21 protein-coding genes and 1 pseudogene are annotated in these 20,813 nt (G+C 69.0%); 6 read left to right on the top strand and 16 right to left on the bottom strand.

Annotated elements, in window-relative coordinates; all coding sequences use genetic code 11:
• Positions 1–40: 40 nt before the first annotated feature.
• Together KY493_RS14660 and odhB are read left to right on the top strand one after the other, a co-directional pair.
• A pseudogene (locus KY493_RS14660) lies at positions 41–247 on the top strand (biotin/lipoyl-containing protein); the annotation flags it as partial.
• Positions 248–379: 132 nt separating this feature from the next.
• Complete coding sequence (odhB, locus tag KY493_RS12700) at positions 380–1,618, top strand: 2-oxoglutarate dehydrogenase complex dihydrolipoyllysine-residue succinyltransferase (protein WP_370627382.1); 1,239 nt, start codon at positions 380–382, stop codon at positions 1,616–1,618.
• A gap of 40 nt (positions 1,619–1,658) precedes the next feature.
• Here the strand turns inward: odhB and prfA are convergent, their stop codons facing one another.
• Positions 1,659–2,726, bottom strand: a complete 1,068-nt coding sequence (gene prfA / locus KY493_RS12695; RefSeq protein ID WP_219896691.1) for a peptide chain release factor 1 — start codon at positions 2,724–2,726, stop codon at positions 1,659–1,661.
• Positions 2,727–2,888: 162 nt separating this feature from the next.
• Between prfA and KY493_RS12690 the strand changes: the two genes are divergently transcribed.
• Entirely contained in the window at positions 2,889–3,668 is a 780-nt protein-coding gene (locus KY493_RS12690; RefSeq protein ID WP_219896690.1) for a sulfite exporter TauE/SafE family protein, read from the top strand.
• A 5-nt stretch (positions 3,669–3,673) separates the two neighbouring features.
• Here KY493_RS12690 and ispG read toward each other — a convergent pair whose 3' ends face one another.
• The 4 genes from ispG to KY493_RS12670 all read right to left on the bottom strand — a co-directional run bounded on the left by ispG (position 3,674) and on the right by KY493_RS12670 (position 9,654).
• Positions 3,674–4,822 (bottom strand): flavodoxin-dependent (E)-4-hydroxy-3-methylbut-2-enyl-diphosphate synthase, encoded by a 1,149-nt coding sequence (gene ispG, locus KY493_RS12685; RefSeq protein ID WP_219896689.1) that lies wholly within the window; start codon positions 4,820–4,822, stop codon positions 3,674–3,676.
• A 49-nt stretch (positions 4,823–4,871) separates the two neighbouring features.
• Positions 4,872–5,978 (bottom strand): helix-turn-helix domain-containing protein, encoded by a 1,107-nt coding sequence (locus KY493_RS12680; RefSeq protein ID WP_219896688.1) that lies wholly within the window; start codon positions 5,976–5,978, stop codon positions 4,872–4,874.
• 61 nt (positions 5,979–6,039) lie between these two features.
• On the bottom strand, positions 6,040–8,316 hold the full coding sequence (gene ptsP, locus KY493_RS12675) for a phosphoenolpyruvate--protein phosphotransferase (protein WP_219896687.1): 2,277 nt from the start codon (positions 8,314–8,316) through the stop codon (positions 6,040–6,042).
• A 48-nt stretch (positions 8,317–8,364) separates the two neighbouring features.
• Positions 8,365–9,654 (bottom strand): aspartate kinase, encoded by a 1,290-nt coding sequence (locus tag KY493_RS12670; RefSeq protein ID WP_219898559.1) that lies wholly within the window; start codon positions 9,652–9,654, stop codon positions 8,365–8,367.
• A gap of 68 nt (positions 9,655–9,722) precedes the next feature.
• Between KY493_RS12670 and ubiG the strand changes: the two genes are divergently transcribed.
• Positions 9,723–10,538 (top strand): bifunctional 2-polyprenyl-6-hydroxyphenol methylase/3-demethylubiquinol 3-O-methyltransferase UbiG, encoded by an 816-nt coding sequence (ubiG, locus tag KY493_RS12665; protein WP_219896686.1) that lies wholly within the window; start codon positions 9,723–9,725, stop codon positions 10,536–10,538.
• A 4-nt stretch (positions 10,539–10,542) separates the two neighbouring features.
• Here the strand turns inward: ubiG and KY493_RS12660 are convergent, their stop codons facing one another.
• The 5 genes from KY493_RS12660 to KY493_RS12640 are packed head-to-tail and all read right to left on the bottom strand — an operon-like array spanning position 10,543 to position 13,397.
• Positions 10,543–11,043: a GNAT family N-acetyltransferase gene (locus KY493_RS12660; RefSeq protein WP_255567894.1), complete on the bottom strand. Its 501-nt coding sequence runs from the start codon at positions 11,041–11,043 to the stop codon at positions 10,543–10,545.
• A complete protein-coding gene (locus KY493_RS12655) occupies positions 11,040–11,474 on the bottom strand; it encodes a DUF1178 family protein (RefSeq protein ID WP_219896685.1) in 435 nt (144 codons plus the stop codon). Before KY493_RS12655 ends, KY493_RS12660 begins: the two co-directional genes overlap by 4 nt.
• Positions 11,471–12,310: a carbon-nitrogen hydrolase family protein gene (locus KY493_RS12650; RefSeq protein WP_219896684.1), complete on the bottom strand. Its 840-nt coding sequence runs from the start codon at positions 12,308–12,310 to the stop codon at positions 11,471–11,473. The genes KY493_RS12655 and KY493_RS12650 overlap by 4 nt, the downstream gene beginning before the upstream one ends.
• Before the next feature lie 8 nt (positions 12,311–12,318).
• A complete protein-coding gene (gene grxC / locus KY493_RS12645) occupies positions 12,319–12,576 on the bottom strand; it encodes a glutaredoxin 3 (protein WP_219896683.1) in 258 nt (85 codons plus the stop codon).
• Positions 12,577–12,602: 26 nt separating this feature from the next.
• Positions 12,603–13,397, bottom strand: coding sequence for a ComF family protein (locus KY493_RS12640; RefSeq protein ID WP_219896682.1), 795 nt, complete (start codon positions 13,395–13,397; stop codon positions 12,603–12,605).
• Between KY493_RS12640 and KY493_RS12635 the strand changes: the two genes are divergently transcribed.
• Positions 13,396–14,289, top strand: coding sequence for a methyltransferase domain-containing protein (locus KY493_RS12635; protein ID WP_219896681.1), 894 nt, complete (start codon positions 13,396–13,398; stop codon positions 14,287–14,289). The genes KY493_RS12640 and KY493_RS12635 overlap by 2 nt on opposite strands.
• Before the next feature lie 5 nt (positions 14,290–14,294).
• On the opposite strand, the gene KY493_RS12630 is transcribed toward KY493_RS12635, so the two are convergent.
• Genes KY493_RS12630 through KY493_RS12605 form a run of 6 tightly spaced genes read right to left on the bottom strand, consistent with a single transcriptional unit; the run spans position 14,295 to position 17,673 of the window.
• Positions 14,295–14,471, bottom strand: a complete 177-nt coding sequence (locus KY493_RS12630) for a Flp family type IVb pilin (protein ID WP_219896680.1) — start codon at positions 14,469–14,471, stop codon at positions 14,295–14,297.
• A 24-nt stretch (positions 14,472–14,495) separates the two neighbouring features.
• Positions 14,496–14,894 (bottom strand): (deoxy)nucleoside triphosphate pyrophosphohydrolase, encoded by a 399-nt coding sequence (locus KY493_RS12625; protein ID WP_370627381.1) that lies wholly within the window; start codon positions 14,892–14,894, stop codon positions 14,496–14,498.
• 8 nt (positions 14,895–14,902) lie between these two features.
• A complete protein-coding gene (locus KY493_RS12620) occupies positions 14,903–15,187 on the bottom strand; it encodes a hypothetical protein (protein ID WP_219896678.1) in 285 nt (94 codons plus the stop codon).
• Positions 15,159–15,383, bottom strand: coding sequence for a colicin E5-related ribonuclease (locus tag KY493_RS12615; protein WP_219896677.1), 225 nt, complete (start codon positions 15,381–15,383; stop codon positions 15,159–15,161). Before KY493_RS12615 ends, KY493_RS12620 begins: the two co-directional genes overlap by 29 nt.
• The gene (gene argJ, locus KY493_RS12610) at positions 15,383–16,777 is read right to left on the bottom strand and encodes a bifunctional glutamate N-acetyltransferase/amino-acid acetyltransferase ArgJ (protein WP_219896676.1); all 1,395 of its coding nucleotides are present in this window, start codon (positions 16,775–16,777) and stop codon (positions 15,383–15,385) included. The genes KY493_RS12615 and argJ overlap by 1 nt, the downstream gene beginning before the upstream one ends.
• Before the next feature lie 2 nt (positions 16,778–16,779).
• Positions 16,780–17,673, bottom strand: a complete 894-nt coding sequence (locus KY493_RS12605) for a peptidylprolyl isomerase (RefSeq protein WP_219896675.1) — start codon at positions 17,671–17,673, stop codon at positions 16,780–16,782.
• A 245-nt stretch (positions 17,674–17,918) separates the two neighbouring features.
• Between KY493_RS12605 and secA the strand changes: the two genes are divergently transcribed.
• Positions 17,919–20,768: a preprotein translocase subunit SecA gene (gene secA / locus KY493_RS12600; protein WP_219896674.1), complete on the top strand. Its 2,850-nt coding sequence runs from the start codon at positions 17,919–17,921 to the stop codon at positions 20,766–20,768.
• Positions 20,769–20,813 lie beyond the last annotated feature (45 nt).

Genomic DNA, 20,813 nt, shown 5'->3' with positions numbered 1-20,813 from the left:
TACCCTAAGACTGAACGACTAGAGCGCAGCTGGACCCGACATGGCCGACATCCTGACCCCGACCCTTGGTGAATCCGTCACCGAAGCCACCATCGCCAAGTGGACCAAGAAGGCGGGCGAGCCGGTGAAGAAGGACGAGATGCTGGTTGAGCTGGAAACCGACAAGGTCTCGCTCGAGGTCGTGGCCCCCGCCGATGGCGTACTGGGCGAAATTCGGTTCGCTGAGGGCGACACGGTGACGCCGGGCGCGGTGCTGGGCGTGGTGTCCGAAGGCGGCGCGGCGGCCGCTGCGCCGACCGCGAAGCCGGCCGCTGCCAAGGCCGAGGCGCCTCAAGCGGCGGCTCCCAAGGCCGGCGAGCCGGTGCGGGCCGACGCCCCCATGGCCTCCGGCGGATCGGGCGAGAGCCTGACGGTGGCGGTGCCGACCATGGGCGAAAGTGTCGCCGAGGGCACGATCGGCAAGTGGACCAAGAAGAGCGGCGACACCGTCAAGAAGGACGAACTGCTGGTCGAGATCGAGACCGACAAGGTCGCGGTCGAAGTGTCGTCGCCGGCGGACGGCGTGCTGACCATCTCGGTAGACGAGGGCGCGACCGTCACCCCGGGCCAGGCCATCGCCACCATCGGCGGCTTCAGCTCGAGCGCGGGCTACGGCGGCGCGCCCGCGCCTGAAAGCGGCGCCCCTGCGGCCGCCTCGGCCAACACCGGCTCGGCCCAGGCCGCGCCCGCGCAGAATGCGACCCTGTCGCCGGCGGTGCAGCGGGTGGTGGGCGAGAACAACCTCGATCCCAAGTCGATCCAGGCCTCGGGACCCAAGGGCAATATCACCAAGGCCGACGCGCTGGCCGCCATCGGCCAGGCTGCGCAGGCCGTGTCCCAGGCTCCGGCCGCCGCATCCGCCGCTCCGCGCGACCTGGCTCCGCGCGAAGAGCGGGTGAAGATGACGCGGCTGCGTCAGACCATCGCTCGCCGCCTGAAGGAGTCGCAGAACACGGCCGCCCAGCTGACCACCTTCAACGAGGTGGACATGACGGCTGTGATGGCGCTGCGCAGCCAGTACAAGGAAGCCTTCGAAAAGCGTCACGGCGCCAAGCTCGGCTTCATGAGCTTCTTCACCAAGGCGGTGGTCGCCGGGCTGAAGGAGATCCCGGCGATCAATGCCGAGATCGACGGCACGGACATCATCTACAAGAACCACTACGACATCGGCATCGCCGTCGGGACCGACAAGGGTCTGGTCGTGCCGGTGCTGCGCGACGCCGATGCGCTGTCACTGGCCGGCATCGAGAAGGGCATCGCGGCGCTGGGCAAGGCGGCGCGCGACGGCGCCCTGACCATGGACCAGATGCAGGGCGGCACCTTCACCATCACCAACGGCGGCACCTATGGCTCGCTGATGTCGACGCCGATCCTGAACGCGCCGCAGTCGGGCATTCTGGGCATGCACAACATCGTCCAGCGCCCGATGGCGGTGAACGGCGAGGTCAAGATCCGGCCGATGATGTATCTGGCGCTCAGCTACGATCACCGCATCGTCGACGGCAAGGAAGCGGTGACCTTCCTGGTGCGGTTGAAGGAACATCTGGAAGATCCGCAGCGCGTGCTGCTGGACCTGTAAGACAAGCAAGGGCGGCGGGATCATCCCGCCGCCCTTCTTCTTAGCCGAACTCGGCCTCCAGATCGGCCAGGCGCGCGGCCTGGTCCTCGGCGATCAGGGCGTCCAGCACCGGGTCGATCTCGCCTTCCATCACCTGCGGCAGGCTGTGCAGGGTCAGGCCGATCCGGTGGTCTGTCACCCGGCCTTGCGGAAAGTTGTAGGTGCGGATGCGCTCGGACCGGTCGCCTGAACCGACCTGAGACTTGCGGGCGTCGGATCGCGCCGCGTCCTTGGCCTGGCGCTGCATGTCGTACAGGCGCACGCGCAGGTTCTTCATCGCCTTGTCGCGGTTGACGTGCTGCGACTTCTCCGACGACGTCACCACGATGCCGGTCGGCAGGTGGGTGATGCGAACGGCCGAATCCGTCTTGTTGACGTGCTGGCCGCCCGCGCCGGAAGAGCGATAGGTGTCGATGCGGATGTCCTGGTCGCGGATCTCGATCTCCACGTCCTCGACTTCGGGCAGGACGGCGACAGTGGCGGCCGAGGTGTGGATGCGTCCGCCCGCCTCGGTCGCCGGCACGCGCTGGACCCGGTGGACGCCGCTCTCGAACTTCAGCCGGCCGAACACGCCGTCGCCTGTGACGGTGGCGATCACCTCCTTGTAGCCGCCGGCCTCGCCCTCGGTGGCGGAATCGACCTCGACCCGCCAGCCGCGCGTGGAGGCGTAGCGCGAATACATCCGGAACAGGTCGCCGGCGAACAGCGCCGCCTCGTCGCCGCCGGTGCCGGCGCGCACTTCCAGCACCGCAGAGGCGTTCTCATCGGCGTCGCAGGGCGCCAGCAGCAGCGCGACCTCGCGCTCCAGCTCGGGCAGGCGGTCGTTCAGGGCGCGCAGCTCGTCGCCCGCCATCGCCGCCATCTCAGGGTCGTCGGCCAGCGCGCGCAGGTCCTCGATCTCGTCGCGGGCGCGGGCCAGGCCGCCGACCGCATCCGCCACCGGCTTCAACTCGGCGTGCTCCTTGGACAGGCGCACGATCTCGGTCCCGTCGGTCGCCGCGCCCATGCGCGCCTCGACCTCGTGGAAGCGGTCGAGCACCTGATCGAGACGGGCCTGGGGCAGACGCAAAGCCGGGGTTCTCCTTGAAGACGCGGAGGCTTAGCGGCCCGCCCGCCTCCTGTCGATGCGAAGGCGCGGTGACGCAAATGTCAGAGGAGCGGGCGCAACCAAGAGCGCGCCCGAGGCTTTGCCGCTGCGGCGTGGCGCGCGGGCTACGCACATGGGGGCTCGATGGACACCTTTCTGATGTTTCTGCTGGTCGGTGCGCTGGCGCAGGCGATCGACGGCGCGCTCGGCATGGCCTACGGCGTGATTTCGTCCTCGGTGCTGCTGGCGTTCGGCGTGCCGCCGGCAACGGCCTCGGCCAGCGTGCATGGCGCGGAGGTGTTCACCACCGCCGCATCGGCCGGCAGTCACGTGCTGCACAAGAACGTCGAATGGCGGCTGTTTCTGCCCCTGGCCATCGCCGGGATCATTGGTGGCGTGCTGGGCGCCTATGTCCTCAGCGGGATCGACGGCGACGTCATCAAGCCGTTCATCGTCGTCTATCTGGCGCTGATCGGATTCTACATCCTGTGGCGAGGGTTCCGAAAGGCCAGGCCGCGCCGCCTGCCGACCTGGACCACCGGGCCGCTCGGCCTGATCGGCGGCTTTTTCGACGCCATCGGCGGCGGCGGCTGGGGTCCCACCGTCTCCTCGGCCATGGTCGGGGCGGGTCAGGAGCCGCGCCGCGCCATCGGCACCGTCAACACGGCCGAGTTCTTTCTGACCGTGGCGATCTCGGCCACCTTTGTCTGGGCTTTGGTCACCGGCCACTGGGAGGACGCCGAGGCCCTGACCGACCATGCGGCGGCCGTGGCCGGTCTGGTTGTCGGCGGCCTGCTCGCCGCGCCCTTCGCCGGCTACATCGTCAAAAAGGCCCCGCAGCGGGTGCTGACCTTCGCCGTCGGGGGCCTGCTGTTGGCCTTGTCGCTGTTCCAGGGCCTGCAGTTGGCGGGCGTAATGGCCTAGGAAGGTCAGGCCACCTGACGCGCCAGGTCCTGCACGTCGGCCTGGCGGGCGGCGTTGAGCTCGGCGGCCTTTTCCTCGACCAGGCCGACGATGTGCTCGACCATGCCGTCGTTGGACAGCTTATGGGCGATCTTGCCGTTCAGATAGATCATGCCCGCCCCCTTGCCGCCGCCGGTGAAGCCGATGTCGGTATAAAGCGCCTCGCCAGGACCGTTGACGACGCAGCCGATGATCGACAGCGACATCGGCGTGGCGATATGGGCCAGCCGCTCCTCGAGCAGGGCCACGGTCTCGATGACGTTGAAGCCTTGGCGCGCGCAGGACGGGCAGGCGATGATGTTCACGCCCCGGTGACGCAGGCCCAGCGACTTCAGGATGTCGAAGCCGACCTTGATCTCCTCGACGGGATCGGCGGCCAGCGATACGCGGATGGTGTCGCCGATGCCCGCCCACAGCATGGAGCCCATGCCGATGGCCGACTTGATCGTGCCGGTGCGCAGGGGCCCGGCCTCGGTAACCCCCAGGTGGAGGGGACAGTCGATGGCCTCGGCCAGCTGCTGATAGGCGGCGACGGTCAGGAACGGATCGGACGCCTTTACCGAAATCTTGAATTCGTGAAAGTCGTGATCCTGCAGGATGCGGGCGTGGTTCAGGGCTGACTCGACCATGGCGTCGGGGCAGGGCTCGCCATACTTCTCCAGCAGCTCGCGCTCGAGCGAGCCGGCGTTGACGCCGATGCGCATCGAGCAGCCATAGTCCTTGGCCGCCTGGACCACTTCCCGCACGCGCTCGGGCGAGCCGATGTTGCCGGGATTGATGCGCAGGCAGGCCGCGCCCGCCTGGGCCGCCTCGATGCCGCGGCGGTAATGGAAGTGGATGTCCGCGACCAGCGGCACCTTGGCCTCGCGCGCGATGGTGCGAAAGGCGGCGGTCGACTCCTCGTCGGGGCAGGAAACGCGGACGATGTCGGCGCCGGCCTCTTCAAGCTGGCGGATCTGGTCAATGGTGGCGGCCGCGTCCGTGGTCGGGGTGTTGGTCATCGACTGGACGCTGATCGGCGCATCGCCGCCGACCTCGACGGAGCCGACGCGGATCTTGCGGCTCTTGCGACGCTCGATGTGGCGCCAGGGACGGACGTGGGTGTGGTCGCTCATGCGGCCAGCATATAGGAGTTCGATGACGGCGGAACCACGGCCCCGCGCATCAGCCGGCGGGCGTTGACGGCGATGCGCCGGCCGGGGGCTGGACGGCCCGCCGAGCCGCCTCTTGTTGGGCCGCCTGCTGCTGAGCCGCCAGACGCCGGGCGTTCGCCTCGGCTTCGGCGGCGGCCTGGGCCTGCACGTCCCGCGCCATGGTCTGGGCGCGGCCGTTCAACGTCTGCAAGGGCGTCAGCGGCTGTTCCAGGGCGCCGGCGTGCTCGCCGTTCAGATAGACGTCGAAGGCGGCCGGCTCTGAGGCGTCCACCACCGCCGGCACGTTCAGCGGCGCGCGCCAGGATTCGCCCCGGGCCAGCTGCCGGGCGAACAGCACCTGGCCGCTGTTCAGGCGCACCACCAGGCCGGTCGGCTTCTTGGCTTGCAGCACCACCTGCGAGGCCGTCGCCGGCGCGCCATAGACCGCGCCGCGCGGATTAAAGGCGCGCTGCACCGGTTGCGCCTTCAGGGCCGCCGCCGCCGCGACCGCTTCAGGGTCCGCGGGATCGATCCCGGTCAACTGCATCTCCAGCCCGGGCGTGACGTAGAGTTCCGGCGTGGTCTGGTCCGGCGGCGCCTGCCGCGGCGCGTTCAGGGCGACGGCCTTCAGTTGGCTGGCCGCGTCCTGCTCGGCCCAGGTCTTGGGAACGGCGGCGATGTCGGACGGGTGCGGGGCCTGGCGCAGGCTGGCGCGCTGAAAGATGTTCCAGCCGATCACCGCGACGACCAGCACCGCCACCGCCGCGATCACGCGCGGCGACTGCCGGCGAACATCCTCGAAGGCGATGCCGATGGGGGCCTTGAGCGGGGTCGAGGTGTCAGGACTGTCCCGCTTGAACCGCTCAACCGCTGCAGCCTCGTTCAGCCGCAGCGCACTGGCGTAGGCGCGCACATAGCCGGCGGCGAACACCCGTGACGGCAGCGACGACCAGTCGTTCTGCTCCAGCGCGATGAGAAAGCGCGGGTGGACGCGGGTTTCCGTCGATAGCTGCGCCAGCGACCAGCCGGAGGCTTCGCGCGCCTGACGCAAGGCGTCGCCGAGCGTCGAGGCCGCATCGACCGGGTCGACCTCGCCAGAAGGTTGCGCCTGGACAGGGTCCACAGCCGTTCGCGTCATGGACGAGAGACATAGCCGATCGGCCCGGGGGGCTCAACGCGGAACGCCGCGACAGGCGACGTCAGACCGCGATGTTCAGCTTGCGCGCCAGCGACTCGATTTCGCCCCGGATCGAACTCGAGGACAGGCCCAGAAGCGTGTTCATGCCGCGCCTTGCGGCCGAAAGATCGGTCGACAGGATCATGCGCTTGACCGGCCCCACGCCGCCGGCGGGCGCCGATAGGCGGGTGAAGCCCAGGGTGATCAGCACGAACGCCTCCAGCGGCCGTCCCGCCAGCTCGCCGCAGATGGACACGGGCGTGCCGGTGTCGGCACAGGCCTTCTGGATCGTCTGCAGCGCACGCAGCGCCGGCGGCGATAGCGGGTCGTAGCGATCCGACACCAGCGGATTGGTGCGATCGGCAGCGAACATGTACTGGAACAGGTCGTTGGTGCCGATCGAGACGAAGTCCGTCAGCGGCAGCAGGGCGTCCAGGTGCCACAGCACCGAAGGGCACTCGATCATCGCGCCCACGCGCAGCAGCGCCGGCAGGGCGCGGCCCCGACGGCGAGCCCAGGCGCATTCGATGTCGACCAGTTCGCGCGCGGCGCGGAACTCGTCCACCGTGGCGATCATCGGGAACATGACCCGCAGCTCTCGCCCGGCGGCGGCGGTCAGCAGGGCCCGCAGCTGGAGCCGCAGCAGCGAGGGCCGGTCCAGCCCCAGACGAATGGCGCGGCGGCCGAGCGCCGGGTTCTCCTCCCGCTCGGCTTCGAGATAGGGCAGCACCTTGTCGCCGCCGATGTCCAGGGTGCGGAACACGACAGGGCGGCTGCCGGCGGAGTCCAGAACCAGCCGGTAGAGCGCGGTCTGCGCATCCAGCCGCGGCAGTTCGTCGGAGACCATGAACTGGAACTCGGTGCGGAACAGGCCGATGCCCTCCGCGCCCGTCTCGTTTAGGTTCTCCAGATCGACGGCCAGACCGGCGTTGGTCAACAGGGTGATCCGCTGGCCGTCCAGCGTCATGGCCGGGGTGTCGCGCAGCAGGGCGAACTCGGCGCGGCGCTGGTCCCGCACGGCCATGCGCGACTGCACCGCCTCCAGCATGTCGGGTCGGGGCCGCAGATAGGCTTCGCCGGTTTCGCCGTCGGCGATGACCATGTCGTTCTCGGACAACCGGTCGCGCAGGCCGGCCAGGCGCCCGACGCAGGGAATCTGCAGCGCGCGGGCGACGATGGCGGCGTGGCTGGCGGCCGAGCCTTCCTCCAGCAGCAGACCCTTCAGCTTGTCGCGCGGATATTCCAGCAGATCGGCCGGCCCCAGGTTGCGCGCCACCAGGATGGCATCGTCCGGCAGTTCACGCTCGCCCGGCTTGTCGCCCGCCAGCACGCGCAACAGGCGGTTGGCCAAGTCCTCGAAGTCGTGCAGCCGCTCGCGGATGTAGGGGTCGCGCGCTTGGGCGAAGCGGGCGCGGTGTTCGTTGCGCACGCGGTCCACGGCCGCCTCGGCGGTAAGGCCGTTGCGCACCGCCTCCTCCAGCGACCGGTTCCAGCCCCGGTCGTCGGCGAACATGCGATAGGTTTCCAGCACCTCGAACGACGGGCCAGCCAGACCCTGGCCGCCCTCCAGCATGGCGTCGAGACCCGACTTCAGCGCCGCCAGGCCCAGCTTCAGCCGGGCCTCTTCCATGGCCGGGTCGTCGGACAGCAGCCGCTCGGGCGCCAGCGGCGCCTCGTGCAGCACGACATGGCCATAAGCCAGGCCTTCGGCGAACCGTTGGCCGCGTAGCCGTTCGGGCCGATGGGGAGCCAGCTCCACGTCGCGCAGCTCGTCGGGGCCCAGCAGCTCGCCGGAGGCGACGGTTTCGGCCAGCACCATGGCGATGGTCTGGATGTCCTCGACCTCGTCCTCGTCGTAGCGGCGCTCGGTGCGGTTCTGCACCACCAGCACGCCGATCGCCCGACCGCCCCGCAGCAGCGGCGCGCCGAGGAAGGCGTGATAGGGGTCTTCGCCCGTTTCCGGCCGATAGGAGAAGCTGGGGTGCGTCGGCGCATCCGACAGGCTGACCGGCTGGGCCAGCCGCGCGACCTCGCCGACCAGGCCTTCGCCTGGGCGCAGGCGGGTGTTGTGCACGGCCTCGGGGTTCAGGCCTTCGGTGGCGAACAGCTCAAGCTCGCCCGAAGCCCTGCGCAGATAGATGGAGCAGACTTCGGCGACCATGGAGCGGGCGATGATCCGCACCACCATGTTCAGCCGGTCCTGCGCCGGAGTCGCGCCCGCGCCGGCCCCGCCCAGCGCCTCGCGGATCTGGCGCAGGAGGTTTCTCGGCCCCCTCGTCATCGCTCCGCCCGCCGGCATCCTGGCTCCTGTTCCTCAGCGCAAGAGACGCGCCGTTTCCGTTGCTTCCTAGACCGCTTCCAGGCCGTAGGCCGAATGTAGTGCGCGCACCGCCAGTTCCGCATAGGCGGCGTCGATCAGGACGCTGATCTTGATCTCGGAAGTCGAGATGGCCTGGAACTTGACGCCCTTGTCGGCCAGCGCCTTGAACATGGTCTGGGCCACGCCCGCGTGGCTGCGCATGCCGACGCCGACGACCGAAACCTTGGCCACGTCCTCGTCGACGCGGATTTCCTCAAACGACAGCTGCTCCTTCGCCGCGCGCATCAGCTCGGCCGCCCGCACCGCGTCGCGGCGGCCGGTGGTGAAGGTCAGGTTCACCGTTCCCGCCGTGCGCGCCTGACTTTGCACGATCATGTCGACGTTGACGTTGGCCTCGGCCAGGCGGGTGAAGACATCGGCCGGGGCGTCTACCCGGTCGGACAGGCCCAGCAAGGTGATCCGAGCCTCGTCGCGGCTCATGGTCACGCCGGACACGATGCGCTTTTCCACGATTTCCTCCTCGTCGCAGATCAGGGTCCCGCCCTTGTCCGGCATGACGCCGTCCGCATCGGGTTCGATAAAGCTGGACAGCACCCGCACCGGCACCTGCTTGGCCATCGCCAGTTCGACCGAGCGGGTCTGCAGCACCTTGGCTCCCAGCGACGCCATTTCCAGCATCTCCTCGTAGGAGACCTTGTTCAGGCGCCGGGCGCGGCTCTCGATGCGGGGGTCGGTGGTGTAGACGCCGTCCACGTCAGTGTAGATGTCGCAGGGACATTCCAGCGCCGCCGCCACCGCCACCGCCGAGGTGTCCGAGCCGCCGCGTCCCAGGGTGGTGATCCGCCCGCCCGGCGTCACGCCCTGGAAGCCCGGCACCACCGCGATTTCGCCGCCGTCCAGCGCGGCGCCCAGCGCCTCGCCGGGGATGTCGACGATGCGCGCGCGGCCGTGCGCCTCGTCGGTCAGGATCGGCACCTGCCACCCCATCCACGACCGGGCGTTCAGCCCCATGTTGCGCAGCGTCAGCGCCAGAAGCCCCGAGGTGACCTGTTCGCCCGAGGCGACCACCACGTCGTATTCATCGTCCGGCAGGACGCCATCGACGGCCGACGGTCCCGCGCCGTCGGTCCAGGCCACCAACTCGTTGGTCTTGCCGGCCATGGCCGAGACGACCACGGCCACCTTCTTGCCGGAAGCGGCCTCCGCCGCGACGATCCGGGCGGCCCTGCGGATGCGCTCCAGGTCGCCCATGGAGGTGCCGCCGAACTTCATCACCAGTCGCGAAGTCGTCTGCGGTGAACTGTCCGGCCGCGTCATCGTCGCGTGTCGCCCCTTGGTGCTGGCTGTCTTGCGTGAGCGGGCGCGAGGGTCCATCCCTCCCGTCCATGAGCGCTTCTAACGGCACAGCCACGCCTCGCCTACCCCGCCCGCAAGAGGGTTTTTCTGCAAGCGGCGAGGAGATCGCCTCCGGCGCCTCGATCGACCCGGCCGATGTGGCGCGCTTCTCCGCGCAAGCCGCCGAATGGTGGGATGCGCGCGGGCCATTCGCGCCGCTGCACCGGTTCAATCCCGCGCGGCTGAAGCTGATCCGGGATCATGCGGCGACGCGGTTCGGGCGTGATCCCAAGGCGCGCTCGCCCTTCGGGGGATTGAGCCTGATCGATATCGGCTGCGGCGGCGGCCTCTTGGCCGAGCCGATGCGGCGGATGGGCTTCGAAGTCACCGCCATAGACGCCTCGTCCGAGAACATCGGCACGGCGCGCGCGCATGCGATCCAGGTCGGTCTCGACATCCGCTATCGCGCGGCGACGGTGGAGCAGATGGAAGCGGACGGCGCCGGCCCCTTCGATGTGGTGCTGGCCATGGAGGTGATCGAGCACGTCGCCGATCCGGAGGCTTTCATCCGAACCTGCGCCCGCCTGGTGAAGCCCGGCGGCATGCTGATGGTGATGACGCTGAACCGCACGCTGCGCTCGCTGCTGCTGGGCAAGGTGGCGGCCGAGTATGTGCTGCGCTGGGTGCCGGCCGGCACCCACGACTGGCGCCAGTTCCTTCAGCCGGACGAGATGCGACTGATGCTGTCGGGCGAGCCGCTGTCGGTGCATGGCCCCTATGGCCTGGCCTACGATCCGCTGTCGGATCGCTGGAGCGAGACGGACGACGCGGCCGTCAACTATATGATGGTCGCGCTGCGCGACTAGCGGTTTAGAGCAGGCGAACCATGTAGCGGGCGTCCGGACCGTAGGTCGCCAGCTTCTCGGCCATGCCCGGCGGATCGCGCGGCTCGAAGCCGTGACGCATCCAGAAAGGGGCGGCGGCGTTAACGGCGACCAGGGCCAGCGCAGGCCAGGCGTCCGCACGGGCCTGATCCGCCAGGCGTTCGATGATCGCCGCCGTCGTCCCGCCGCCGCGCGCCTCCGGGTGGATGGCGAGGTCGTGCAGATAGATCAGGGCGGCGTCGTCCGGCAGGCGTTCGAAACAGCTGTTCAGCGGGGGTGCGGCGTCCGCCCGCCAGGGATAGGCGATCAGGTAGCCGCACGCCTTGCCGTCGCCCGCCGCCAGAACAAAGCCGCCCTCCGGATAGAGCCCTAGGCGGTTCTCGAAACAGAAGCGGTCTTCCGGGTGGTCGGGAAAGGACAGGCGAGCGATCTCGACCACGGCGTCGACATCCGCCAACCGCATTGGCCGCCAAATCAGGTCGGTCAATTCAGCTTCTCAGGTTCGGGCGGCGGCGCGGGGAGGGCGGAGACGGGCACGCCGTCTTCCTTCAGCTTTTTGACCTCGACAGGCGTCGCCTCGCCGTAGATATCGCGCTTCTCGGAACGACCTTCGTGAATGTCGCGGGCCTCGCAGGCGAAGCGGTCGCCGACGTAGTCGAAGTTGGCCTCGACATGGGCGCGGACCTCGCGCGCGGCCTCCATCATCATCGTCTGCATCTTGCGAGCGACGTCAGGCGCGTCGGCCGATGTGCGCGTCCCACCAACGGCGGGGGACATGATCGCCTTCTCCACCGCATGCGAGCCGCAGAACGGGCATTCGACCAGTCCGCGTGCGGCCTGGTCGTCATAGTCGGAAGAGGAGCCGAACCAGGCCTCGAAGCCATGGGCCTGATCGCAGCGGAGGGCGTAGCGGATCATCGGGCGGGAGCGAACTCGCGGTCGTGGAGCAGGGACGGGATGGCTTGTCGAGCCTTTTCCACCGCCTCCATGTCCAGCTTTGCCGTCACGATGCAAGGCTCGTCGTGATCTGCGCGCGCCAGAACCTCGCCCCAGGGCGACACCACGGTCGAGCGGCCCCAGGTGCGGCGGCAGTCCTCGTGCAGACCGCCCTGCGCCGGGGCCAGGATAAAGGCTCCCGTCTCGATGGCCCGGGCGCGCAACAGCACCTCCCAGTGCGCCTCGCCCGTCGGTGCGGTGAAGGCGGCGGGCACGGCGATCATGCGCGCGCCGGCCTTGGCAAGCTGTCGGTACAGGTGCGGAAAGCGGATGTCGTAGCAGACGCTGAGGCCCAGCCGGCCCCAGGGCGTCTCCGCCACCGCCGCGCCGTCGCCCGGGCGGACGCCCGCGCTCTCACGATAGGTTTCGCCGTTCGGCAGATCGACGTCGAACACATGCAGCTTGTCGTAGCGCGCCGCGACGCCGCCGTTCGGATCGATCAGCAGCGAGCGGTTGGCGGCGCGATCGTCGCCCGATCGCTCTGACCTGACGATGGCCGAGCCGATCAGCAACCAGACGCCGAGTTCCGCCGCCAGTCGCCGCAGGCTGATCACGGCCACGTCTTCGTCCTCACCGGCCAGAACGGCCAGGCGATGGTCTCGGCGCTGCTCCAGAAGGTTGGTCCCTTCCGGCGTCAGAATGAAGCGCGCGCCTTGCGCCGCCGCCTGCCGGATCAGCGGCTCGACATGCGCCAACGCCGCCTCCGCCGTCGCCGGCGTGCGCGTCTGGATCAGCGCGATGTCGAGGCCGCCGTCCATCCTCGGGCTCAGGCGGCGAGCAGGGGATCCAGACCGCCGCGCGCGTCCAGGGCGTGGATGTCGTCGCAGCCGCCGACGTGCTGTCCGTCGATGAAGATCTGCGGGAAGGTGGCCTTGCCGCCCGACTTCTCCACCATCTCGGCCTTCAGCGCCGGATCGTTCGAGGCGACGATCTCCTGGTAGTCCGCGCCCTTGCGCTCCAGCAGCGCCTTGGCGCGCGAGCAGTAGGGGCAGCCGGGCTTGGTGTAGATGACGATGTCGGCCAAGGGAGAACTCCTGAAGTTGATGGCGCCTAGATAGTCAGTTGCCGGGCGGTTCGCACCCGGGCGACGACCGCCAGGTCCACCGCCCTCGCCCCGGCGTCGATCAGGGCGCGAGCGCAGGCCTCGGCCGTCGCGCCCGTGGTCAACACGTCGTCCACCAGAAGGATGCGCCGCCCCTTGATCCGTCTGCGGCCAATTTCCGTGACGACAAAGGCCTTCTTGACGTTCAGCCGGCGGCCGCGGGCGCTCTTGCCGCCCTGGCTGGTGGTGTGCGTCGTACGAACCAGGGCGTCGGGCAGATAGTCGAGGCGGGCATGCCGGGCGAGCGGCCGGGCGATCTCGGCCGCCTGGTTGAAGCGGCGTGACAGGAGGCGAAAGGGGTGCAGCGGCACGGGCGCGATTGCATCCGCTTCGATCAGCAGATCGGCGGCAGAGCGGCCTATCCACCGGGCGAACAGTGGGCCGAACTGCTGCTGGTCGCCATGTTTGAAGCGCAGGATCGGCCCGCGTGACGCCTCGTCGTAGACGCAGGCCGCCCGCGCCCGCGCAAAGGCGTAGGGCTGGGCGATGCAGGCGGCGCACCGGTCGGAGGCGAAGACGCCGCCGTCGAACTCGAACGCCGCGCCGCAGCCGTCGCACACCGGCGCCTCCAGAAAGACGATGCGGCTCCAGGCGTCGGGCGGCAGGCCGGCCGAGGCGCTGGCCTCGCGGCTGTCGTGGGCGACCGGCGGCAGGATCAGGTCGGCCAGTCCGCGACCGGCCTCGCGCAAATGCAGGGAGGCGGCTTTGCACGCGCCCCGCCAGCCTCCATCTTGGTCGTGCATGACGCCTTCCCCCCCAGACCCGTCCGGACCGCCCCGCATCTTTGATCCCGCAAGACGCGAAGCCCGCCTGCGCCGAGCGGCCTCGACCTTTGCCCAGGCCGACTTCCTGCACCAAAGAGCGGCCGAGAACGCGGCCGGCAGCCTGGAGGCGATCCTGCGGGATTTCCCCGTCGCCGTCGACCTGTCGGCGCACGCAGGCGTGTTCGAAGCGGCGGTTCGCACAAGCGACGCCTCGGACCGCGTGGGACCCGTTGCTAGGCCGGCGAGCTTGCGCCAGCGCGCGGCGCCAGGGGCCGAAGCCCTGCCGATCGCGGACGCGTCCGCAAACCTGATCGTGTCGCTTCTGACGCTGCACTGGGCCAACGATCTGCCCGGGGCGCTGGCGCAGATCCGGCGCGCCTTGCAGCCCGACGGCCTGTTCATCGGCGCGCTGTTCGGGGCCGGCACGCTGAAGGAACTGCGCGCCGTGCTGACCGAGGCTGAACTGGCCGAGCGCGGCGGGGCGCAGGCGCGGGTCTCGCCATTCGCCGACGCCTATGACGGCGCGGCGCTGCTGCAGCGGGCCGGGTTCGCCCTGCCGGTCTCGGACGTGGACCGTTTCACCGTCCGCTATCCGGATGTGTTCGCCCTGATCCGCGACCTGCGGGCGATGGGCGAGACCAACGGGCTGGCCGGAGCCGTTCGACCGTTAAGCCGAGGCGTGATCGCACGCGCGGCGGCGCTCTACGCCGAGCGTCATGGCGAGGCGGACGGGCGCATCCCGGCCAGCTTCGAGATCATCCATCTGGCCGGCTGGGCGCCGCATGAGAGCCAGCAAAAGCCGCTGCCGCGCGGCTCGGCGAAGATGCGGCTGGCGGACGCGCTGGGCGTCAAGGAACAAACGGGCGAGTAGCCCGACTAGCCGAGGGCCTCCGCGAGCCGGATCAGTGCGGCGCCGATCTTGGAGCCGATCCCGCCGAGAGCGGCCACGATGGCGATGGAGATCAGAGCGACGATCAGGCCGTACTCCATGGCCGTGGCGCCCTTCCGGTCGCGCGTCAGCCGTCTGAGGATGGAAAGCGATGGTCGTCGCATGGCCGCCCTCCTTATGGCGAAACGTCAGAGCAAGTCGCGCAGCCAGGCGACCAGGGGTTCGTCGGCCGGAGGCATGGGATAGTCCGACAATCGGTTCGGCTTCACCCAGGCCAGGCCGGCGTGCTCGCGCGCGACGACCACGCCGGACCAGCGCCGGCACAGGTACAATGGCATGAACAGGTGAAACGAATCGTAAGCGTGGCTGGCGAAAACGAACGGCGCGAGACACGCTTCATTGACGTCGATGCCGAGCTCTTCCTTCAGCTCACGGATCAGAGCCTGTTCCGGCCGCTCGCCCGCCTCGACCTTGCCGCCAGGAAACTCCCAAAGGCCGGCCAACGGCTTGCCCTCGGGCCGTTGCGCGATCAGCACCCGTCCGTCGGGGTCGATCAGGGCGACGGCGACGACGAAGACAGTCTTCAACGGCGCGGTCACCCCGCCTTCCTGAGCCAGGAGCGGGACCGCTCGTCCACGTCCACGGCGCGGGCCACAGCGACCATGACGTCCCGTCCGTCCGTCAGCCGGTGCTCGACCACGACCTCCTCACCGGGTCGGAAGGCCCAGGTCTCGTCAAGCGGCGCGGGTGTGCTGGCCAAACGGTACACATGCTCGCTGATCGAGCGAGCGGGAACAGGCCGCCAGACGTCGACGGCCTCGTCGAGAAGACGAACGTGGATGTCGATCCATTCAATAGATGAAGCCGTCACCGCCGACATGAATGATCTCTCCGGACCTGTCGTCAATCACGACCGAACGCCCTGTTTGTGGATGAACATAACGCGTGGCCGGGCTGTTTGTCTCGCGACGGACGGCGGCGTGCCTGAGCCCACGCTCCACCGCCTCCTCGACCTGCGCCATCGTCCAGCCGCGGGCCGCCATCTGGCGCGCCAGCTTCTCGGACGACTTGACCATCAGCTGCGATAGTCGCCGTTGATTTCGATGTAGCCCTTGGTGAGATCGCAGGTCCAGACGGTGGCGGAGGCGCGGCCGGAGCCGACGTCCACGCTGATGTCGATCTCGGCGTTCTTCATGTAGGCGCTCATGGTCGCCTCGTCGTAGTCGGCGGCGGGCGCGCCGTCGATCGCCGCGACGTGGGGGCCGAAGCGGATGGCGAGACGGTCGCGGTCCACCGGCTCTTCGGTTTTCCCGACCGCCATGACCACCCGGCCCCAGTTGGCGTCCTCGCCGGCGATGGCGGTTTTGACCAGAGGGCTGTCGGCGATTGACTTGGCGAGCTTGCGGGCCGAGGCGGGAGAGGCGGCGCCGTCCACCTGGACCCGCACGAACTTGGTGGCGCCCTCGCCGTCGCGCACCAGCTGGTGCGCTAGGTCCAGCATGACGCGGTCGAGCGCGGCCGAGAAATCCTTCAGCCGTCGGTCGCCGACGCGGCCGATGCGCGGCGCGCCGGATGCGCCGGTGGCGAACATCAGACAGGCGTCATTGGTGGAGGTGTCGCCGTCCACCGTCACCGAGTTGAAGGTGGTCCGCACATGCAAGCCCAGCAGCGCCTTCAGGACCGGCGGCGCGATGCAGGCGTCGGTGACGATAAAGGCCAGCATGGTCGCCATGTCGGGCGCGATCATGCCCGAGCCCTTGGCGATCCCGGCGATGCGGACCGTATGCCCCTCGATCTCGGCCTCGGCGTAGGCGCCCTTGGGGAAGGTGTCGGTGGTCATGATGCCGCGACCGGCCGCCGCCCAGTTGTCGGCGTGGAGCGAAGCGGTGATCTGCGGCAACCGCGCGGCTATCTTGCCGTCGTCCAGCACCACGCCGATCACGCCGGTCGAGGCGAGCATCACGTCGCGCTGGCGACAGCCGAACCGCTTGGCGACCTCGGAGGCCGTGCGCCGGGCCGCGTCGGCGCCCTGCTTGCCGGTAAAGGCGTTGGCGCATCCCGCGTTGACCACCAGGGCGCGCACGCCCTTGCCGCCGTCCGCCGCCTCCAGACGCCGACGGCACCAGTCCACCGGGGCCGACCCCACCTTGTGCCGGGTCAGGACGCCGGCGCAGTTGGTGTCCTCGGCGAAGCGGAACACCACCAGATCGTCGCGCTCATGCTTGTAGAAGCCGGCGCGGGTCGTCGCGATCTCTACGCCTCCGATGGGCGGAATGGCCGGGAACGGCACGGCCAAAGGCGAGACCTTGAGGCCGGGCTTTCCCGCCGGCGCGGCTTCCGGCGTTGCGGCGGCTCCGCCGGACGTGCGTGTGGCGCGCTTCAGCGCCGACGCCAGCGGATCCAGCGCCTTCTCAAGCGCCTGTTCGATCTTGTGGCCGGTAGAGACGGTCCTGGAGGGGGGCTTGCTCATGATCATGCCGCCGGCGCGGAGGCGCCCGGACGGGGCGTGACGGGCGTGTCGGCGGGAAGCATCACATCGACCTCGGCCTTGCCCCGCAACTGCTCCAGCAATTGGCGCACGCCTTCATAGGTCAGATAGCGGACGATCTGCGGGCGCGCCTGTTCCAGCGTCGGCGGCGTCTCGCGCCGGCGATCCTCGACCCGCAGCACCGCCCAGCCGCCCTCCGTCTGGAACGGCCCGACGACCGATCCGGCGGGCCGGTCGCGCAGTGCATCGGCATAGGCCTGGGGCATCACGTCCAGTGTGGAATAGCCGAGGTCGCCGCCGGAAAAGCGCGTCGCCTCGTCAACTGACCGCTCGCTGGCCACCGCCTCGAACGCTGCGCCCTGGCCCAGGATGCCCAGCACCGCGTCGGCCTCCGGCTTTGTGCGCGACAGGATCAGGCGCACCCGCACTTCTTCGGAGCTCTTCGCCAGCCTGAGCTGCTCGTTGTAGAGGGTCTCGACGGCCTTCTCGGACACGGCGCCGTTGACCACCGTCTCGACCAGCATGTCCCCCAGGATACGCTCGCGCGTGGCCTCGAGCCGTCGCTCGGCCAGCGGCGAGTCGTCCAGCTTGCGGCGCTCGGCCTCGCGCGCCAGCAGCTTCTGGTCGATGACCTCGTCCAGCACCCGGCGGAACAGGTCGGAGGTGACGTCCAGAGTCTCGCCTTCGCCGATCAGCCCCTGCGCCACCGCCTCGCGCTTGACGTCCGAGGCCCAGATGGTCTGGCCCTGCACGGCGGCCACGGCGCGATCGTTCGGCTCCGGCGCACGATCGCCGCCGCCGCGCCCACAGGCCGACATCGCCAGGCTGGCGGCGAGCAGGATCACGATGGGACCGGGAGTTCGCCGGATGGGGCTCATGGGGCGCGCTCCGTCGCAGGGGGCGTGAAAACCCCTTGCGTTGACAGGGGTAGAGGCGGTGCTTAAGTCCGGCCTGCGCCCAAGTCGAGGGGTTTTGATCGTCCGCGCGGCCCTTCGCGTGCGCCAGTTTCACGGCGACGGGGTCGCCGCCGGTCGGACGCCTGGCTGGTCCGCATCACCGCCGCCCCACTCGGGATTTCAGAGCCGCTCAAGCTCCAGACGCCTGACCGCCTACCGGATCCAACATGCTCGGCTTCGCCAAGAAACTCTTCGGCTCTTCCAACGACCGCAAGGTCAAGGCTTTCCAGGACCAGGCCCAGCGCATCAATGTGCTGGAGCCCAAGTTCGCCGCCCTGTCCGACGACGAGCTGCGGATGATGACGGACGCCTTCAAGGACCGGCTGGAGCGCGGCGAAAGCCTGGACAAGATCCTGCCCGAAGCCTTCGCCGTGGTGCGCGAGGCCTCCAAGCGGGTGCTGGGACAGCGCCAGTACGACGTGCAGCTGGCCGGCGGCATGATCCTGCATGAAGGCGGCATCGCCGAAATGCGGACCGGCGAAGGCAAGACGCTGGTCGCCGTGGCGCCCGTCTATCTGAACGCGCTGGCGGGCAAGGGCGTGCACGTCATCACCGTCAACGACTATCTGGCGCGACGCGACGCTGAGACCATGGGCCGCGTGTACCGCTTCCTCGGCCTCGAGGTCGGCGTGATCGTCAACGGCCTCAGCCAGGGCCAGCGGCAGGCGGCCTACGCCGCCGACGTCACCTACGGCACCAACAACGAGTTCGGTTTCGACTATCTGCGCGACAACCTGGTCTATGACCGGCGCGAGATGGTGCAGCGCCCGCACAACTTCGCCATCGTCGACGAAGTCGACTCCATCCTGATCGACGAGGCGCGCACGCCCCTGATCATCTCGGGCCCGACCGAGGATCGTTCGGACCTGTACAAGATTCTGGACGGCCTGATCAAAGAGCTGATCACCGACAAGTCGACCTACGAATTGGACGAAAAGCAGAAGCAGGTCCTGCTGACCGAGGAAGGCTCCGAGCGGATCGAGCAGGCGCTGGAAGCCGGCGGCCACTTCGCCGAGGACACCACCGGCCTGTATGACGCCGCCAACATCAGCCTGGTGCACCACACCAACCAGGCCCTGCGCGCCAACACCCTGTACCAGCGCGACAAGGACTACATCATCAAGGGCGAAGAGATCGTCCTGATCGACGAGTTCACCGGTCGCATGATGACCGGACGCCGCCTGTCCGAAGGCCTGCACCAGGCCATCGAGGCCAAGGAGGGCGTCAAGATCCAACCCGAGAACCAGACGCTGGCCTCGGTCACCATCCAGAACTACTTCCGCCTGTACGAAAAGCTGTCGGGCATGACCGGCACCGCCGCCACCGAGGCGCAGGAGTTCGGCGATATCTACAAGATGGACGTGCTGGAGGTGCCGACCAACCGGCCGATCCAGCGCAAGGACCACGACGACGAGGTCTATCGCACCCACGCCGAGAAGAACGAGGCCATCGCCCGTCAGATCGCCGAGTGCCACCTGGCCGGTCAGCCGATCCTGGTCGGCACCGTGTCGATCGAGCGTTCGGAACAGCTGTCGGACCTGCTGAGCCGCTACGAATACAAGGTCGAGACCGCGCGCACGCTGAAGTCCGAATACGCGGGCAAGGCCAAAGAGGCGGAAAAGGTTGGCGACGCCGCCTATGACATCACCTACGAGACCCGGCTGCGCGGCATCCCGCACAGCGTGCTGAACGCGCGCCAGCATGAGCAGGAAGCCTATATCGTCGCCGATGCGGGCCTTCCGGGCGCGGTCACCATCGCCACCAACATGGCCGGACGCGGCACCGACATCCAGCTGGGCGGCAACCTCGAGATGAGGATGCAAAAGTGGCTGCTGGAACAGCGCAACATGGCCGTCGAGGTGACGCCCGAGGCCGAACAGGCCACCGAGGCCGAGTTCAAGGCCGATATCGCGGTGCAGAAGCAGAAGGCACTGACCGCCGGCGGGCTGTTCGTGCTGGGCACCGAACGCCACGAGAGCCGCCGCATCGACAACCAGCTGCGCGGGCGCACCGGACGTCAGGGCGACCCCGGCGTGTCGAAATTCTACCTGTCGTGCGAGGACGACCTGCTGCGCATCTTCGCCGGCGACCGCCTCGACTCGATCATGAAGACCTTTGGCGTGGCTGAGGGCGAGGCGATCACCCACCCGTGGCTGAACCGCGCCATCGAGACCGCGCAGAAGCGGGTCGAGCAGCGCAACTATGACATCCGCAAGAACCTGCTGAAGTACGACGACGTCGTGAACGACCAGCGCAAGGCCGTGTTCGAGCAGCGCCAGGAGTTCATGGATTCCACCGACCTGTCCGAGCTGGTCGGCGACTTCCGCCGCGAGGTCGTGGCCGATCTGGTCGAACGCTACATGCCGCCCAAGGCCTATGCCGAGCAGTGGGACATCGAGGGGCTGGACGAAAAGGTCCGCTCGACCCTGGGGCTGGAGCTTCCGCTGCGCGACTGGGCGGCCGAGGAGGGCGTGTCCAACGAAGAGATCGAGGAGCGGCTGCAGGACGCCGCCGCCGCGCGCGCGGCCGAGCGGCTGGAGCTGATCGGCGCCGACCAGACCCGCGGCCTCGAAAAGCAGTTCATGCTGCAGATGATCGATATGCAGTGGCGCGAGCACCTGGTCCATCTGGACCACCTGCGCGGCGTGATCGGCTTGCGCGGCTATGGCCAGCGCGATCCGCTGAACGAGTACAAGACCGAAGCCTTCACCCTGTTCGAGAACCTGCTGCACGAGCTGCGCCACAATGTGACGCGCTGGCTGATGACAGTGGAGTTCCGCTTCCAGCCGCCGCCCGAACTGCCGGAGTTCCAGGAAATCCACCTGAACCCCGGCACCGGCGAGAACGAAATGGCCAACCCGGCCGCCCAGAACCCGGAAGGTCAGCTGATCGGGGACGATCGCGCCCGCCTGCCGGTCGAGGCCCTGCCCGTCGGCTGGGAAATGACCGGCCGCAACGCCGCCTGCCCCTGCGGGTCGGGCCGCAAGTTCAAGCACTGCCACGGGGCGCTGGTCTGACGCGAGAGGCTTTCGGGGCCTCCGCTCTTGCCGCGAGTGCGTCGT

Source organism: Brevundimonas sp. PAMC22021, from assembly GCF_019443405.1.
In the GTDB taxonomy this organism is placed as follows: Bacteria; Pseudomonadota; Alphaproteobacteria; order Caulobacterales; family Caulobacteraceae; genus Brevundimonas.
The sequence above is the reverse complement of the archived record's forward strand: the minus strand, read 5'-3'. Positions and strand labels throughout refer to the sequence as shown.